This is a genomic window from Alteribacillus persepolensis, assembly GCF_900099605.1.
In the GTDB taxonomy this organism is placed as follows: domain Bacteria; phylum Bacillota; class Bacilli; order Bacillales; family Marinococcaceae; genus Alteribacillus; species Alteribacillus persepolensis.
In genome coordinates this window covers 1-16,813 of sequence record NZ_FNDK01000014.1, presented here as the reverse complement: position 1 = coordinate 16,813, position 16,813 = coordinate 1, and the positions used below count along the sequence as shown (strand labels likewise).

At 43.2% G+C, this 16,813-nt stretch carries 12 protein-coding genes; 10 read left to right on the top strand and 2 right to left on the bottom strand.

Annotated features, from left to right (window positions below; genetic code table 11):
- Window positions 1-144: 144 nt before the first annotated feature.
- Window positions 145-1,338: a cardiolipin synthase gene (cls, locus tag BLT18_RS11375; protein WP_175487480.1), complete on the bottom strand. Its 1,194-nt coding sequence runs from the start codon at window positions 1,336-1,338 to the stop codon at window positions 145-147.
- 670 nt (window positions 1,339-2,008) lie between these two features.
- Here cls and BLT18_RS11360 point away from each other — a divergent pair.
- The 9 genes from BLT18_RS11360 (at window position 2,009) to BLT18_RS11320 (ending at window position 15,356) form a co-directional block, all read left to right on the top strand.
- Complete coding sequence (locus BLT18_RS11360) at window positions 2,009-4,111, top strand: (Fe-S)-binding protein (protein ID WP_091274026.1); 2,103 nt, start codon at window positions 2,009-2,011, stop codon at window positions 4,109-4,111.
- A gap of 226 nt (window positions 4,112-4,337) precedes the next feature.
- A complete protein-coding gene (locus tag BLT18_RS11355) occupies window positions 4,338-5,513 on the top strand; it encodes an acetyl-CoA C-acetyltransferase (protein WP_091274025.1) in 1,176 nt (391 codons plus the stop codon).
- Between the two features lie 12 nt (window positions 5,514-5,525).
- Window positions 5,526-6,383 (top strand): 3-hydroxybutyryl-CoA dehydrogenase, encoded by an 858-nt coding sequence (locus BLT18_RS11350; RefSeq protein WP_091274023.1) that lies wholly within the window; start codon window positions 5,526-5,528, stop codon window positions 6,381-6,383.
- 17 nt (window positions 6,384-6,400) lie between these two features.
- A complete protein-coding gene (locus tag BLT18_RS11345) occupies window positions 6,401-7,549 on the top strand; it encodes an acyl-CoA dehydrogenase (RefSeq protein WP_091274021.1) in 1,149 nt (382 codons plus the stop codon).
- 21 nt (window positions 7,550-7,570) lie between these two features.
- The gene (locus tag BLT18_RS11340; protein ID WP_091274020.1) at window positions 7,571-8,713 is read left to right on the top strand and encodes an acyl-CoA dehydrogenase; all 1,143 of its coding nucleotides are present in this window, start codon (window positions 7,571-7,573) and stop codon (window positions 8,711-8,713) included.
- A gap of 19 nt (window positions 8,714-8,732) precedes the next feature.
- Complete coding sequence (locus BLT18_RS11335; RefSeq protein ID WP_091274018.1) at window positions 8,733-9,377, top strand: TetR/AcrR family transcriptional regulator; 645 nt, start codon at window positions 8,733-8,735, stop codon at window positions 9,375-9,377.
- 16 nt (window positions 9,378-9,393) lie between these two features.
- Window positions 9,394-12,630, top strand: coding sequence for a fused isobutyryl-CoA mutase/GTPase IcmF (gene icmF, locus BLT18_RS11330; protein ID WP_245705253.1), 3,237 nt, complete (start codon window positions 9,394-9,396; stop codon window positions 12,628-12,630).
- A gap of 247 nt (window positions 12,631-12,877) precedes the next feature.
- Entirely contained in the window at window positions 12,878-13,351 is a 474-nt protein-coding gene (rpoE, locus tag BLT18_RS11325) for a DNA-directed RNA polymerase subunit delta (protein ID WP_245705252.1), read from the top strand.
- Window positions 13,352-13,751: 400 nt separating this feature from the next.
- Window positions 13,752-15,356: a CTP synthase gene (locus BLT18_RS11320; RefSeq protein ID WP_091274017.1), complete on the top strand. Its 1,605-nt coding sequence runs from the start codon at window positions 13,752-13,754 to the stop codon at window positions 15,354-15,356.
- Between the two features lie 54 nt (window positions 15,357-15,410).
- On the opposite strand, the gene BLT18_RS11315 is transcribed toward BLT18_RS11320, so the two are convergent.
- Window positions 15,411-15,932: a DUF2529 family protein gene (locus BLT18_RS11315; protein ID WP_091274015.1), complete on the bottom strand. Its 522-nt coding sequence runs from the start codon at window positions 15,930-15,932 to the stop codon at window positions 15,411-15,413.
- A 202-nt stretch (window positions 15,933-16,134) separates the two neighbouring features.
- Between BLT18_RS11315 and BLT18_RS11310 the strand changes: the two genes are divergently transcribed.
- A complete protein-coding gene (locus BLT18_RS11310) occupies window positions 16,135-16,509 on the top strand; it encodes a response regulator (protein WP_091274013.1) in 375 nt (124 codons plus the stop codon).
- Window positions 16,510-16,813: the final 304 nt, after the last annotated feature.

Here is a 16,813-nt window from a genome sequence, read left to right as displayed (position 1 = left end):
CCATAATTGATAAGAAAAATCATCGTCACTCATCATAAAAATGCGGAAAAGCTGCCACCAGGCAGGTGACAGCTTTTATCTGTAAAAGACACAGTGGTTGAAAAAATATCCTATTCGGTTGTAAGTCGTGACGGCGGGTTGGAACTATAAAAGAGGTTCTACTATACGTGCGAGCTTTTCCCGAATTTTAACAGAGAAAGAACGCTTTTGAAGTGCTCTGTCCGATACAAGTGTCGATTGTTTCATATCGGTTTCTAATCGTTGTTTAACTAAAGTTATGACAGAGGAGTCAGAAATAATCGTATTCATTTCGCTATTTATGTCAAAGCTGCGCCGGTCAAAATTTGCCGTGCCGACGTCACAAAACGTATCATCAATGAGCAGGGCTTTCGCATGAAAAAACCCTTGCTGAAAATGAAATACTTTCACATCATGTTTCAGAAGCTCTTCGATATATTTGAAGGAGGCTTCTTTTACGAATGGGTGGTCTTTTTTCTCCGGAAGTATAATACAGATCTCGACTCCTCTTTTGGCGGCATCACAAAGTGCTCGTTGCAAGGAGCTGCTCGGGATAAAATAGGGGCTTGCAATATATATATACGTTTGTGCTTTATTTATGTGTTCGAAAAAAAGCGCTTCGAGTCCCTCTCCTTCCGTCGAGATAAAGTGAAAAGGTTGTGTCCCTTCTTCTAAAGAAGGAAAATAGCTGTCTGCACTTGTTGGCAGATTGCCTGCTTCTTCCCAATCACGTAAAAATTGTGTTTGCAAATCTTGCACGCCTTCTCCTTCAAACCGTAAGTGAAAGTCCCGCCATAAGCCCAATTTTGGGTCGCGCCCTAAATACTCATCTCCTACATTAAATCCGCCAAGGTATCCGATTTTTCCGTCAACAACAGTGATTTTTCGGTGATTTCGCTGATTAAAAGTAAAAAAGAGATACGGAAACGATGGTGATTTGGCGTAGGCAAAAGAAACATTCGCATCACGTAAACGCTGTTTTCCTTTTTTATCTAAACCAGCACCGACTCGGTCAAGCAGTACTTTAATTTCCACACCCTCATCCGCTTTTTCAACCAAAAGGTCGATAAGCTGACTGCCTAAACTGTCGTTACGAAAGATAAAAAACAATATGTGAATTGAGGTTTTGGCTGCACGTATGTCATTAAAAAGAGTGTCAAAAAACGTTTTTCCGGTATCCAAAAAGTCCAGCTGCCCATGGCGGGTTGGGTAAACAGCGGGCTGGTTTTTTTTCTGATAGTTTTTCTCGCCAAGCAAAAAATCCAAACGAAAACAGAGAATAATAAGAAGAACAATGATCACAAGATAAAAGACAAACATAGATGTACTTCCTCCGGCCAATTTTGTCATCTCACGTATGTTTTAGAAGTGTTCAGCTCTGTCATAAAAGTCAGAGTATAAGTGAAACGGCAACTGTTGCCGTGAAGACTCAGCGATAGGCCGAGTTTTTCTAAATACGTTAGGAGAGTATAAAAAGTTAGACGTTCTCCATGTTCAGCTCCAGCACCTGCTTGCTTGAGGTTTCTTAGCAAAAATCGACTTTCCATGTACCGGCCTCCCAAAACGTATTTTCCACAGGATGTGTGCGTTCTTAGTAGAAGTACCTTATTGAAATACCTTCATCTTAGCCGGCTTCTTTTAAGGCGCTTGTGCTTTTCTTATAGGAAGAGCGGAGAGATATAAGGTTATTGGCAGCTTGAGTTTCAACAACCAGCTGCTCAGTTAAGTGTAAAAAGTCCAGACCTCCTGTGCCATTCGACCGGGAGTGGTCAAAGGAGGTAATGTTTAACACCATTTTTTTAATTACTGCTTTTCTTATCATGCCCGAAAACAGTGATTCTAGGACAAAAAATAAAAAATTAGGTGAATGAATAGTCATTCACCTAAATATTTGTTATAATCTAGACATAATATTAATCCAATTCAGAATATTTAGCTTAAAACAAGAGGTTCGGATTGCCTCATCATTAAGAAGGAAAGGAGAGAAACGATGCAAACATTTTTAATAGTTAATTGGATAGCTTTTCTGCTGGTTACATTTTACGCTGTATACTTGTTTGCCAAGCTTGTAAAAACACGATATGAATATATTAAGCTTGGACAGAAAGCCGAATTTAACCGTACCGTAAAAGAGCGTGTGAATGCTATTATGACAAATGTATTTGGGCAGAAGAAACTGTTAAAAGACAAAAAAAGCGGTACGATTCATGTCATGTTTTTTTATGGATTTTTACTTGTTCAGTTTAGTGCGGTTGATACGATTTGGAAGGGACTTGCCATTGGAGGGCATCTTCCGTTAGGACCTGTTTATCCGTATTTTACCCTGTTTCAGGAAATAATCGTACTGATGATTTTAGTGGCGGTAGTTTGGGCGTTTCACCGTCGTTACGTGGAGAAGTTAGTCCGTTTAAAGCGAGGCTGGAAAGCGGGACTTGTCCTGTTGTTCATTGGCGGGCTGATGACATCAAAAATGATTGCAAAAGGCATGGAAATGGTATGGCTTGGGAAAGAGTTAACATTTTTTGAGCCAATCGCTTCTGCCATAGCATTTGCCGCTTCACCTCTTGGCGCCAGTGCAGCGGGTGTGCTGTTTTATGTATTTTGGTGGGCGCACTTATTGTTTTTATTAACGTTTTTAGTCTACGTTCCACAATCCAAACACGCACATTTAATTGCTGGTCCTGCCAATGTATGGCTTGGCAGAACACATCCTGTCGGCCAGCTGGCTTCTATTGACTTTGAAGATGAAACGAAAGAAGAATTTGGCGTTGGGAAAGTGGAAGACTTTAATCAAAAGCAGCTGCTGGATTTGTATGCCTGTGTGGAGTGCGGGCGCTGTACGAATATGTGTCCGGCTACAGGGTCTGGGAAAATGCTGTCCCCGATGGACTTGATCGTGAAGATGAGAGACCATTTAACAGAAAAGGGAGCAGCTGTAACTTCTCGTTCTCCGTGGCTGCCGGCATATGCGTTTAGCAGCACCAATGGCAACCAATTAGCCGCTCAAGGAAAAGGAGCCCAAGAAGCTGCTGCTGGCTACGATGTCAGCTTAATCGGCGATGTCATTACCGAAGAAGAAATCTGGGCTTGTACAACGTGCCGGAACTGTGAAGATCAGTGTCCGGTTATGAACGAGCATGTTGATAAGATTATTGACTTGCGCCGCTACCTCGTATTAACGGAAGGGAAAATGGATGCGGAGGCGCAGCGGGCGATGATGAACATTGAGCGTCAAGGCAACCCGTGGGGCATTAACCGTAAAGAACGAGAGAAATGGAGAGAAGCGCGCGAAGACATCGATGCCCCGACCGTGAAAGAGGTAAAAAAGCGGGAAGAGTCGTTTGAATATTTATTCTTTGTGGGATCCATGGGCTCTTATGACAAGCGCAGCCAAAAAATTGCCCAGTCATTTGCAAAACTGATGAATGAAGCGGGCGTTACATTTGCGATTCTTGGAAACAAAGAGAAAAACTCTGGTGACACACCAAGACGCATCGGAAACGAATTTTTATATCAAGAATTGGCGTCTGCCAATATTAGTGAGTTCCAAAAACATGATGTCAAAAAAATCGTTACTATTGACCCTCATGCCTACAATACGTTTAAAAATGAATATCCAGAATTCGGTCTAGAAGACGTGGAGGTCTATCATCATACGGAGCTTCTTGCCGAACTAATCCGGGATGGAAAATTGACGCCGCGTCATGAGGTGGACGAAACGATCACATATCATGATTCCTGTTATTTAGGGCGTTATAACGAAGTATACGATCCGCCGCGTGCTATTTTAGAAGCGATTCCTGGACTCAATATCGTGGAGATGGAACGAAATAGAGAAGACGGCATGTGCTGTGGTGCCGGTGGTGGAATGATGTGGACAGAAGAAGAAGCAGGACAGCGTGTTAACGTTGCTCGTACGGAACAAGCTCTGCAAACGGATCCATCAATGATTGGGAGCGCCTGTCCATACTGTTTAACGATGATGTCAGATGGTGTCAAAGCAAAAGAAGCAGAAGATGATATACAAACGATGGATATCGCAGAAATTTTAGAGAAATCAGTTGTCGGAGAAAGCGAAAAAACATCAGCTTAAATCCGTATTGGTGAGTTGAGATTGGTTATCTCTAAATCAACACTTGATTTTTCTTCCAAATTCAAGTAGCTTTATAGATGAGGAAAGCGTTTACAGAAGGCGCAAGGAACATAGATGGGGAAGGGATTTGCCTTCCCCGCTCTTTTATCCTTCATTTATGAGCGAACATTCAGTCAAATGCTTTTTAATTTTTCTGAAAATGACGAATATTTAGAGGAGTGATCGTGTGGTTCGATCTGTTATTACAGGAGGAGCACGAACCCCTTTTGGCAAGCTCGGCGGCAGCTTGTCTGCGTTAACAGCTTCAGAACTGGGGGCAGCAGCCATACAAGGTGCGCTGGAGAAAGCAGGAGTGGATAAACATGACATCGGGCAAGTAATCATGGGAAACGTGCTGCAAGGAGGGCAAGGTCAGCTGCCTTCACGACAAGCTGCCCATTATGCCGGTCTGCCGTGGGAAACAGAGACAGAAACTATTAATAAGGTATGTGCTTCTGGTATGAGAAGTGTCATGATGGCAGACCAAATCATCCGTTTGGCTGAGCATGATGTGGTGGCAGCAGGCGGCATGGAGTCAATGAGCAAGGCACCGTACGTACTGCCAAAAGCACGCTTTGGGGCTCGGATGGGCGATGTGCCATTAGTCGACATGATGGTCCATGATGGGCTGACATGTGCGTTTCAGGGCGTTCATATGGGTGTGTACGGAAGCCAAGCAGCAAAAGAACATCAAGTGACGCGAAAAAAGCAGGATGAGTGGGCATATCGAAGCCAGCAGCGTGCACATGCAGCTATAGAAAAGGGTTATTTTCAGGACGAGATTGTGCCGGTAGAAGTGCAGAAAAAAAGAAAAGCAGAAATGGTAACAACAGATGAAGCTCCGCGCCCTCAGACATCACGAGAGGATTTACAAGCATTAAAACCTGTGTTTGAGAAGGATGGAACAATCACAGCTGGAAACGCGCCAGGAGTGAATGATGGAGCTTGTGCCATGGTAGTCATGAATGAAGAGCGTGCAAAGACGGAAGGCAGAGAGCCGCTTGCTGTGATTTTGGATCATACATCGATTGCTGTGAAACCAGAAGATTTTCCGAAAACACCAGGGCTCGTCATCAATAAACTGCTGGATAAAACCAAAACATCGTTACAAGATATTGACTTGTTTGAAGTGAATGAAGCATTCGCATCGGTGGCACTGCTTAGTGAGAAGTTAACAGGGCTGGACAGTGAAAAGTTAAATGTGAATGGTGGTGCTGTAGCACTCGGCCACCCAATCGGTGCAAGTGGTGCGCGAATTATACTGACGCTGGCCCATGAATTGAAACGAAGAGGAGGCGGACTAGGTATTGCGGCTATTTGCAGCGGCGGCGGCCAAGGAGATGCCATTATGATACAGGTGTAGGGAGGAATGCAGATGAACGTAAAGACAGTCATGGTTGTAGGTGCCGGGCAGATGGGTTCTGGTATTGCACAAGTATTTATCAGTGCCGGGTATGATGTATACCTTCATGACAAAGCAGAAAGCCAGCTGGAAAAAGGAATAGACAACATAAAAGCAAACTTGAAGCGGCAAGTCGATAAAGGCAGAATGAAACAAACAGAAGCAGACGAAGCTTTCGGACGGCTGGTTCCTTCATCGGAACTAGAAGATGGGTCGAAAGCGGATCTTGTTGTCGAAGCTGCTATTGAAAACATGGATATAAAAAAAGACATCTTTCAACAATTAGATGAATGTACCCCGCCTCATGCTATTCTTGCTACGAACACATCATCGCTTCCCATTACCGAAATTGCAGCGGCAACATTACGCCCCAAGCAAGTTATTGGCATGCATTTTATGAATCCGGTGCCTGTCATGAAACTAGTAGAAATTATCCGTGGACTGGCAACGAGTGACGATGTGTTTCAGACAGTGCAGACAACCGCCCTCTCTCTTCAAAAAAAACCGGTTGAAGTAAATGACTTTCCTGGATTTGTGTCCAATCGTGTATTAATTCCGATGATCAACGAAGCTATTTACGCTGTACATGAAGGGGTTGCTTCTGTAGAGGACATTGATCAAGTAATGACATTAGGGATGAATCACCCTATGGGGCCGCTCACATTAGCTGATTTTATCGGACTTGATACATGCCTCTACATTATGGAAACTCTTCACGATGGGCTTGGTGACGACAAATATCGTCCTTGTCCATTACTTCGAAAATATGTAAAGGCTGGGTGGATTGGGAAAAAGGCCGGGCGTGGTTTTTATCAGTATCACGAAGAATAACAGCGGAGGGGAAGCCGATGAACTTCACCTGGACAGATGAACAGCTGATGATTAGAAACATTGTTCGTGATTTTGCCCAACATCGGGTGCAGCCTGAAGTGCCGCGTATGGAAAAAGAGGACCGTTTTCCAAAAGAACTTGTCGAAGAAATGGCGAATCTTGGTTTGATGGGCATACCCATTCCAAAAGAATTGGGAGGAGTCGGCCTTGATTTTACGTCCTACGTTATGGTGATTCACGAGATTTCAAAGGTAAGTCCAGCGCTTGGTGTGATTTTATCTGTTCATACATCGGTAGGCACGAATCCAATTGTACATTTTGGAACCAACCAGCAAAGACAAAAATACGTAACAAAGCTGGCTTCAGGAGTGTATCTGGGAGCATTTTCTTTAACTGAACCAGGCGCAGGCAGTGACGCATCTGCGTTGAAAACGACGGCTGTAAAAAAAGGTCATCATTATCTTTTAAATGGCACAAAAATGTTCATTACAAATGGAGGAGCAGCTGATACGTACATTGTATTTGCGAAGACGAATGAAACTGGTAAAGACAATGAAATTAGTGCGTTTATCGTGGAGAAATCATTTCCTGGATGCAAGGTTGGAAAACTTGAGAAAAAAATGGGTCTTCACGGTTCAAATACAGCCGAAATGGTGTTTGAAGACTGTGAGGTTCCAGCTGAAAACTTGCTCGGAAAGCCAGGAGAAGGCTTTCGTGTGGCGATGGCCAATTTGACAGCTGGACGTATTGGGATTGCTGCGCAGTCACTTGGCATTGCGGAAGGGGCTTTTCACGCTGCGCTGTCTTATGCCAAACAGCGTAAACAGTTTGGGAAGTCTATTGCATCACAGCAAGCTGTTTCCTTTAAATTAGCCGATATGGCTACACACATTGAAGCGAGCAAGCTCCTGACTTATCAGGCGGCAGATGCTTATGATCGCAACCAGCCGTGCAAGAAGGCATCGTCAATGGCCAAACTCTTTGCCTCCAAAACAGCAATGGAAACGGCTAAAGAAGCGGTACAAATATTTGGCGGATATGGATATACGAAAGAGTATCCCGCAGAAAGATTTTTTCGGGATGCGAAAGTATGTGAGATATACGAAGGAACGAGTGAAATCCAAAAAATAGTGATCGGAAAACACGTGCTGGGCGAAAACACGTGACAGTAAGAAGGGGGAACGTCTGTGAATTTTTTATTAAGCGATGAACAAGAAATGCTTCGAAAAATGGTACGTGATTTTGCAAATAATGAGGTAGCTCCTACTGCTAAAGAGCGCGACGAACAAGAGCGGTTTGACCGCTCATTATTCGAGCAAATGGCTGAACTGGGCTTAACCGGCATCCCTTGGCCGGAAAAGTACGGCGGCATTGGTGCAGACTATATAAGCTATGTGATTGCAGTAGAAGAGTTGTCCCGTGTGTGTGCTTCTACAGGGGTAACCTTGTCAGCGCACCTGTCACTAGCCAGCTGGCCTATCTATACGTTTGGAACCGAGCAGCAGAAGCAAACCTACTTAAAAGCATTGGCAGAAGGGGAAAAGATAGGAGCATACGGTTTAACAGAGCCTGGGTCAGGGTCAGATGCAGCAGCAATGAAAACGACGGCAAAAAAAGACGGCAGTACCTACGTGTTAAATGGCTCCAAAATATTTATTACCAATGGCGGTGCGGCAGATGTGTATATAGTATTTGCGTTAACCTCACCGGAGAAAAAGCATAAAGGGGTCAGTGCCTTTATTGTTGAAAAAGACTTTCCCGGTTTTTCAATTGGAAAAAAAGAAGAAAAGCTAGGCATCCGCTCTTCCCCCACCACGGAAATTATTATGGAAAACTGCCGCGTACCTGAAGGAAACTTACTCGGTGAAGAAGGAGAAGGATTTAAAATCGCCATGAAGACGCTTGATGGCGGAAGAAATGGTATAGCAGCACAAGCGGTAGGCATCGCACAAGGGGCATTGGATGCAGCGACAGAATATGCCAAAGAGCGCAAACAATTCGGCCGTTCAATCGCAAGCATGCAAGGCATTTCGTTTAAGCTGGCGGATATGGCAACAAAAATAGAAGCTGCTCGGCTTTTAACGTATCAAGCTGCTTTTAGAGAAAGCGAAAGCCTTTCTTACGGCAAGGAGTCAGCGATGTCAAAATTATTCGCAGGAGATACGGCGATGGAAGTAACCACCGAAGCAGTGCAAGTGTTTGGCGGATATGGTTACACAAAAGAATATCCTGTTGAACGCTTTATGCGCGATGCAAAAATTACACAAATTTACGAGGGTACCAATGAAATTCAGCGTGTAGTTATTAGCAACATGCTGTTGAATGATTAGCGGCAGGGAGGTGAGGGTAGTGCAAAAAAAGAATGTGCCGTCCATGGTAAAAGACGAACAACTTATACAGCGGCGCAGAGCACAAATGGTAAAAGGAGCAGTAACACTTTTTATACAAAAAGGTTTTCATCGAACGACGACTCGTGAAATTGCACAAGAATCGGGTTTTAGTATTGGTACGCTGTATGAATATATAGGTTCGAAAGAAGATGTTCTCTATCTCGTCTGTGATTCGATATACGATGAAGTGAGAATGCGGCTTGAGAAGCTGTTGGAGACCAATACAACCGGTACCGAACGGTTAAAACAAGTGATAGAGTCTCTGTTCAGAGTAGTAGATGATATGCAGGATGAAGTACTTGTGATGTATCAAGAAATTAAGTCTCTCCCGAAAGAAGCACTTGCGTATGTACTGGAAAAAGAGGAAGCTTTAACCCTTATTATCGAAAAAGCAGTTGCATCCAGCTGCCAAGCGGGAGAGGTGGAGCTTACGGAGGAGGAAACGAAGCTGCTTAGTCATAATATTATGGTACAAGGGCATATGTGGGCGTTTCGCCGCTGGAGTATCCAAAAACAGTTCACCCTGTCAACGTATACAGAATTACAGACACGCCGGCTTTTAGATGGAGTTCGCAAACGACATGTAATGATGGGGAAAAAATAAACAGGGAGGTTTATACGTGGGCAAAAGGTTGTATAAGCCTGTGCATGCTGTACGTTTTGTGACGGCTTCGAGCTTATTTGATGGACACGATGCTTCTATTAACATTATGCGGCGTCTGCTTCAGGCCGGCGGCGCAGAAGTGATACATTTAGGACATAACCGCTCTGTCGAAGAAGTGGTACGTGCAGCTATTCAAGAAGACGTGCAAGGAATTGCGATTTCTTCGTATCAAGGCGGACACATAGAGTATTTCAAATACTGCTATGATTTGCTGCAGCAAAAAGGAGCCGGCCATATCAAGATTTATGGCGGCGGCGGAGGCGTGATTACTCCTCCAGAAATTGAAGAACTCCACGCATATGGCATTGCTCGTATTTTTTCACCTGAAGACGGCAGGGATGTCGGTCTTGAAGGCATGATCAGCCAGATGTTAAAAGAGTGCGACTATCCTGTTTATCAAACAGGTAAATATACACTAGAAGACGTTCAAAACAAGTCCAGTCAGGCAGCCGCCCGCTTTATCTCTATCGCAGAAGAAGACAAAAAACATCTTGATGAAAAATGGCAGCATGCTTTAGAGCAATTACAATCGACGGAGATGAATGCTCCTGTATTAGGCATTACTGGTACAGGGGGGGCAGGAAAAAGTTCGTTGACTGATGAACTGGTGCGGCGCTTCTTGATGGAGTTTTCAGATAAAACGATTGCCATTTTATCTATTGATCCAACAAAACGAAAAACAGGCGGGGCCCTGCTTGGCGACAGAATCCGGATGAACAGTATTCACCATTCACGCGTTTTTATGAGAAGTCTTGCGACAAGAGGGGCAAAAACCGAGACAACACAGCATTTACAAGAAGCTATTTCTGTTGTGAAAGCAGCTGGGTTTGATTTGATTATTATCGAAACGAGCGGCATCGGGCAAGGGGATGCCGAAATTACGGAATTTGCTGATGTATCTATGTATGTCATGACGAGCGAATTTGGTGCGCCGTCTCAATTAGAAAAAATTGATATGATTGACTTTGCTGATATTATTGCCATTAACAAGTTTGAGCGTAAAGGGTCATTGGATGCACTAAGGGATGTGAAAAAACAATACCAGCGCAGTCACATGCTGTTTGATGAAGATGTGAACAATATGCCGGTATATGGCACGATTGCCAGCCAATTTAATGATCATGGCACAAACGTGTTATTTGCTGCGTTAGTGGAAGTTATAAGTGAAAAAACAGGAGTTGATTGGAAAACAAAAACCGTAACTGTTCACGACGCTAAAAAGAAAGATTTAATCATTCCGCCAGAACGTATGGCGTACTTGCGAGAAATCGTACAAACCGTTCACAGGTACAGAGATTATGTCAAAGAGCAAGAGGAAACGGCGCGCAAGCTGTTTCAGCTGCACGGAACAATAGAGCTGTTAAAAGAAAACAAGACAGATACAAATGAGATACAAGAGATACATGACAGCCTTTTTGATATGTTAGATAAAGACGTAACAGCCATATTGGAGTCATGGGAAGACAAGCAGCAGCTGTATCAACAAGACACCTTTACAACAGTTATTCGCGGCAAAGAAATAACGACCGAGCTTCAAACAGAAACATTATCTGGCTTAAAAATACCAAAAGTAGCCCTTCCTTCTTTTAAAGACTGGGGAGAAATTGTGCGCTGGTCTTTAAAAGAAAACGTGCCAGGAAGTTTTCCCTATACGGCTGGGGTGTTTCCTTTTAAACGAAAAGGCGAAGACCCAAAACGGCAATTTGCTGGAGAAGGCACACCGGAAAGGACGAATCGGCGCTTTCACTATTTATCAAAGGATGATGATGCAAAACGGTTAAGCACAGCGTTTGATTCAGTGACGTTATACGGCGAAGACCCTGATTACCGTCCCGACATTTACGGAAAAGTCGGAGAGAGCGGTGTCAGCATTTGTACACTGGATGATATGAAAAAGTTGTATGACGGTTTTGATTTAACTCATCCCTCTACTTCCGTTTCCATGACGATTAACGGTCCCGCGCCGATTATCCTGGCGATGTTTATGAACACAGCCATTGACCAGCAAGTAGAAAAGTTTGAACAGCAGCATGCACGAAAACCTTCAGCAGAGGAATATGAAAAGATAAAAGCAGCAACACTTTCTACTGTGCGCGGAACGGTGCAGGCCGACATTTTAAAAGAAGACCAAGGCCAAAACACATGCATTTTTTCGACGGAATTTGCGCTTCGGATGATGGGAGATATTCAGCAGTATTTTATCGATCATCATATTCGTAACTACTATTCCGTTTCTATTTCCGGCTACCACATGGCCGAAGCTGGCGCTAATCCAATCAGTCAGTTGTCCTTTACGCTTGCCAACGCATTCACGTATGTGGAATATTACTTGAGCCGAGGGATGCATATTGATGAATTCGCACCTAATTTGTCGTTTTTCTTTAGTAACGGGCTCGACCCAGAATATACGGTTATCGGCCGGGTAGCGCGCCGTATTTGGGCGACAGTGATGAAGAATAAATACGGGGCAAATGAACGCAGCCAGAAGCTGAAGTATCACATCCAAACGTCAGGGCGTTCCCTCCACGCACAGGAAGTTGACTTTAACGATATTCGTACGACTTTGCAAGCATTGCTGGCGATTTACGATAACTGTAACTCGCTCCATACAAATGCATATGACGAGGCAGTTACCACTCCAACCGAACATTCCGTCCGACGGGCGATGGCTATTCAAATGATTATTACAAAAGAGCTTGGTTTAGCCAAAAACGAAAATTCACTGCAAGGTTCTTTTATTATTGAAGAATTGACAGATTTAGTGGAAGACGCTGTGCTGCAGGAGTTGGAGCGAATTAATGATCGCGGCGGCGTACTTGGTTCAATGGAAACACAGTATCAACGCGGGAAGATTCAAGAGGAATCGATGTACTATGAAATGAAAAAACATTCCGGCGAACTTCCAATTATTGGAGTGAACACGTACGTAAACCCTGAGGAAGAGGATGAAGAATTTGATATGGAGTTAGCTCGTGCCAGTAAAGAGGAAAAAGAAAGCCAAATCAAGAACTTGAAGTGTTTCCAAGAAAAGAACAAAACAGAGGCGAAAAAAGCATTGGTCAGGCTTCAAGACACAGCCGTCTCTGGAGGAAATATTTTTGAAGAATTAATGGGAGCAGTCCGAACAGCAAGTCTCGGCCAAATTACTCATGCTTTATATGAGGTGGGAGGACAGTACCGGCGTAACATGTAGGTATCCTTTGTTCACTAAAATAAAACAGCCAAAGCTTCCTCTGCGCTGACTGTTTCCGTTTGTTAAACTTCCGTTTTCCCAAGGGATTGTAGCACTTTTTTGTATTGATTGAAAAACGCTGGCATAAATACCCTAAATATGTTTATAATGAAAAGTATGATTTTGACAGTTTGCTCTTGGAAGAAAGGGCTTTACGATAACTTCAAGACCTTGAGCTGGAATACTTTGCGGAAAGGAAGTGGAGTCGGTGAGCATAGCTGATTACAATGAAGAACAAATTGAAGAAATGTCCGCGATCGAACTGGCATTTATTTTACTAGGAGATGAGAAAAACCCGTACAATTACCAAGAATTGATTAAAAAAATTGTTGATTTAAAAAATCTCAATCCAGAAGAAGAGAAAAACCGGCGCACGAGGTTGTATACAGCCATGAATTTGGATGGACGTTTTGTACACTTAGGTGAAAATCACTGGGGTTTAAGAGAATGGTATCCGCTTGATCAATCAGATGAAGACTTAAGCCATACCGTCCAAGCACCGAAGAAATCAAAAGCGGATGAATTTGATGATTTTGATGATGACTTCGATAATGATTTAGAAGATATTGAAGATGAGCTCGATGAATTGTCTCAAGAAGAAGACGCTGATGAATACGATAAAAGCGATGAACTTGAAGGCTTTGGATCCGGTGAAGAAACAGTCGGTGACGACAAATATTAACATACTTTTGTGCTTGACTTTTATATGCGCGCTCGGTAAAATCAATTTTGGGCTTTAACGAGTACGCAGATGACTTTTATACAGACAATATACACAAAGCAAAAGTGCGCCCCTCCAATGGGTGAGGTGTCACTTTTGTTTTTTTTTGTACTGTTTAAAAAGGAAACATTTTATTTTCGCTAAAGCTTCACATGAAACAGCAACTGTTATAAGGACTTAGCGAGAAGCTGAGTTTTTCTCATAACAAAGGAAAGGATAAGAAAGAAGAAGTGTCTTGTTCTTTCTCAGCATGAATGGTTAATAAATATATTTTCTTAGCGGAAGCGCGGATGGTTCTCAAATCCGCTGGCTGTCCTGCCTATTTTCTTATTCACCATAGATTAAAGGAGTAGATGCATACATGGCTAGCAAGTATGTTTTTGTGACAGGAGGCGTGGTGTCCTCATTAGGAAAAGGTATCATTGCAGCGTCTTTGGGCCGTTTGTTAAAAAATCGTGGATTAAGTGTTACTATTCAAAAGTTTGATCCTTATATTAACGTGGACCCTGGTACGATGAGTCCTTATCAGCACGGTGAAGTGTTTGTGACAGATGATGGAGCTGAGACCGATCTTGACCTTGGCCACTATGAGCGGTTTATTGACATTAATCTTAGCAAAAACAGCAACGTCACTACTGGTAAAGTTTACTCATCTGTTATTCGAAAAGAGCGTCGCGGAGATTATCTAGGAGGTACGGTGCAAGTTATTCCTCACGTTACAAATGAAATCAAAGAAAGAGTCTATCGTGCAGGAAGCGAAACCGGTGCGGATGTCGTTATCACTGAAATCGGCGGAACAGTGGGTGATATTGAAAGTCTTCCGTTCCTGGAAGCGATTCGTCAAATTAAAAGTGATGTTGGTGTAGAGAACGTCATGTACTTGCATTGTACGCTTATTCCTTACCTTTCTGCAGCGGGCGAAATGAAGTCCAAGCCAACGCAACATAGTGTCAAAGAGCTCCGCAGCTTAGGTATCCAGCCAAACGCGATTGTCGTTCGTACAGAAAGTCCTGTTCCACAAGAAATGAAAGACAAAATTGCGTTATTCTGTGACATCAACAAAGAGGCGGTTATTGAATCGAGAGATAAAGACACATTGTATGAAGTTCCACTTGATTTACAAGCTCAAAACTTTGATCAAATTGTGTGTGACTACTTGAATTTAAATGGTCACAAAGCAGACATGGAAGAGTGGAAAATGCTTGTAAATAAAGTGCAAAACCTGCAAGGAAAAATAACGATTGGTCTTGTCGGTAAATATGTTTCGCTGCCGGATGCGTATCTGTCGGTAGCTGAATCATTAAAGCATGCGGGATATGCATTTGATTCAGATATTGACATTAAATGGATAAACTCTGAAGAAGTCACCGATGAAAATGCAGCCGAAACACTGCAGCACGTGGATGGCATTTTAGTGCCCGGCGGGTTTGGCGACCGCGGCATTGACGGAAAAATTGCTGCAATTAAATATGCAAGAGAAAACAATGTGCCGTTTTTAGGCATTTGTCTTGGCATGCAGTTAGCTTCTGTAGAGTTTGCGCGCAATGTGATGGGCTTAGAAGATGCTGATTCTGCTGAACTAAATCCAGAAACAGCAAATCCCGTTATTGACCTTTTACCAGAACAGAAAGACGTGGAAGATCTAGGCGGTACATTGCGTCTAGGGTTGTATCCATGTAAGCTGCAAAAGGACACGAAAGTCAAACACGCATATGAGGAAGAAGTGGTATATGAACGCCACCGTCATCGTTACGAATTCAATAATGCATACCGAGAGCAGATGGAAAAAGCGGGAATGACGTTCAGTGGAACAAGTCCGGATGGACGTTTGGTTGAAATTATCGAGCTGGACAATCATCCATACTTCGTCGCGTCACAGTTCCATCCAGAGTTTGTATCACGTCCACTGCGTCCGCAGCCGCTCTTCCGTGACTTTATCCAAGCAGCAAAAACATTCAGCCAGTAAAAGAAAAGCTGTTCTGTTGTGAAACAGAACAGCTTTTTATATATATGCCAGTCTCTAGTCCAGTTCACCAAGCAGCTCGTTAATTTGTAAAAGCAATAACTGGCTGGCAAAAAGAGCGGTGAGCGTAAAAGGGGCGCCAAGGCGGCTGCCGCTTTCGTCTGGAACCAGCCCGCCGCGTGTGTACGTATCAATCCAGACATCGGTCGGCTCCAAGAAGTGTTCCATCTCTTCCGCAGGAAAAGGAGCAATGACAACAAACGGCACGTCGTGTTCTCGGAGATGGCTGACGGTAGTTTCTAATTCTTTCTTTTCTTCATATCCAGCCAGAATAAGAGCACGGTCGATTGCTTCGAGGCTCGTGTCAGTTGTTTCTTGATGTGTTATGTGACCGGCCGCATCCGGATGTTCTGTGACATTGATGGCATTGCCTTTCATGGAAGGAGTTGTATAGATAAGCAGCTTTCCGGGTCCTGCCGCAGCTTGTGCTAACAGCCTGGCGCCATCTTCAAACTGTTCTTCTTCACGTTCCGTGATTTTCTTAAAAATGCCTTGTAATTGTGTGGAAAATATTTTCATGTATCTTTCATCCTTTTTGCTGGTTTTTGTACAGATATAAAGGCATGGGATGACGGTAGATGTCGAACTATCTTATCATCCTTAATGCATCATTATAAAGTAATTCTAATAAAAGAAAAAATCATGTAAAATATGGGATATCACTAAACATTTGTGAAAGGTGTTGTTTGCAAGCGGAGGATGGAGAATTGGAGGGGGAACTATGTACAAAGTACTGATTGTCGATGATCAATACGGAATTAGAGTATTATTGAAAGAAGTACTAATAAATGAGGGGTATGATGTTCACCAAGCCTCAAATGGGGTAGAGGCGTTAAAAGTAATGGAAGAAGAAGATCCAGATTTACTCCTGTTAGACATGAAAATACCGGGGATGGATGGCATTGATATACTAAAAGAAAGAAAAAAGCGCCATCTGGCACGTCATATGATTATTATTATTATGACGGCTTATGGGGAGTTAAATGTCATGCAAGAAGCAAAAGAATTAGGAGCTGCCGCTTGTCTGACCAAACCTTTTGATATCAATAAAGTAAGGGATAAAATAAACACGTTGTTAGCATCTTCTTCCACGTAGTGAACATTTTCAGCTGGAATGGATGAAAAACAAGTATGATATGCTATAATAAGTGCAGACACTAATGGAGAGCAACGTTCTTGTGCCCTGTTACATAGTAGCGCTTTCCTCACCGCTGCGATTAATGGGTATCTAAAGGGTAAGCAACTCAATCTCTCTCGATGTTATTCCTATAACTTCCAGCCGCAGCATCACGATAAACAAAACGAACGCAGTTGCTTTAAAGATTCGCTGTTTTCTTGGCTTCAAAGATATAAAAGAAGAGAAGGTCGAGGAAGCAAGGGAATGCGGGAAGGAGCGTACG

Bases quoted from the DNA above. Each gene is read 5' to 3' on its own strand.
- BLT18_RS11310 (WP_091274013.1), top strand. From the start codon at position 16,135: ATGTACAAAGTACTGATTGTCGATGATCAATACGGAATTAGAGTATTA.
- BLT18_RS11345 (WP_091274021.1), top strand. From the start codon at position 6,401: ATGAACTTCACCTGGACAGATGAACAGCTGATGATTAGAAACATTGTT.
- BLT18_RS11320 (WP_091274017.1), top strand. From the start codon at position 13,752: ATGGCTAGCAAGTATGTTTTTGTGACAGGAGGCGTGGTGTCCTCATTA.
- BLT18_RS11360 (WP_091274026.1), top strand. From the start codon at position 2,009: ATGCAAACATTTTTAATAGTTAATTGGATAGCTTTTCTGCTGGTTACA.
- BLT18_RS11350 (WP_091274023.1), top strand. From the start codon at position 5,526: ATGAACGTAAAGACAGTCATGGTTGTAGGTGCCGGGCAGATGGGTTCT.
- cls (WP_175487480.1), bottom strand. From the start codon at position 1,338: ATGTTTGTCTTTTATCTTGTGATCATTGTTCTTCTTATTATTCTCTGT.
- BLT18_RS11315 (WP_091274015.1), bottom strand. From the start codon at position 15,932: ATGAAAATATTTTCCACACAATTACAAGGCATTTTTAAGAAAATCACG.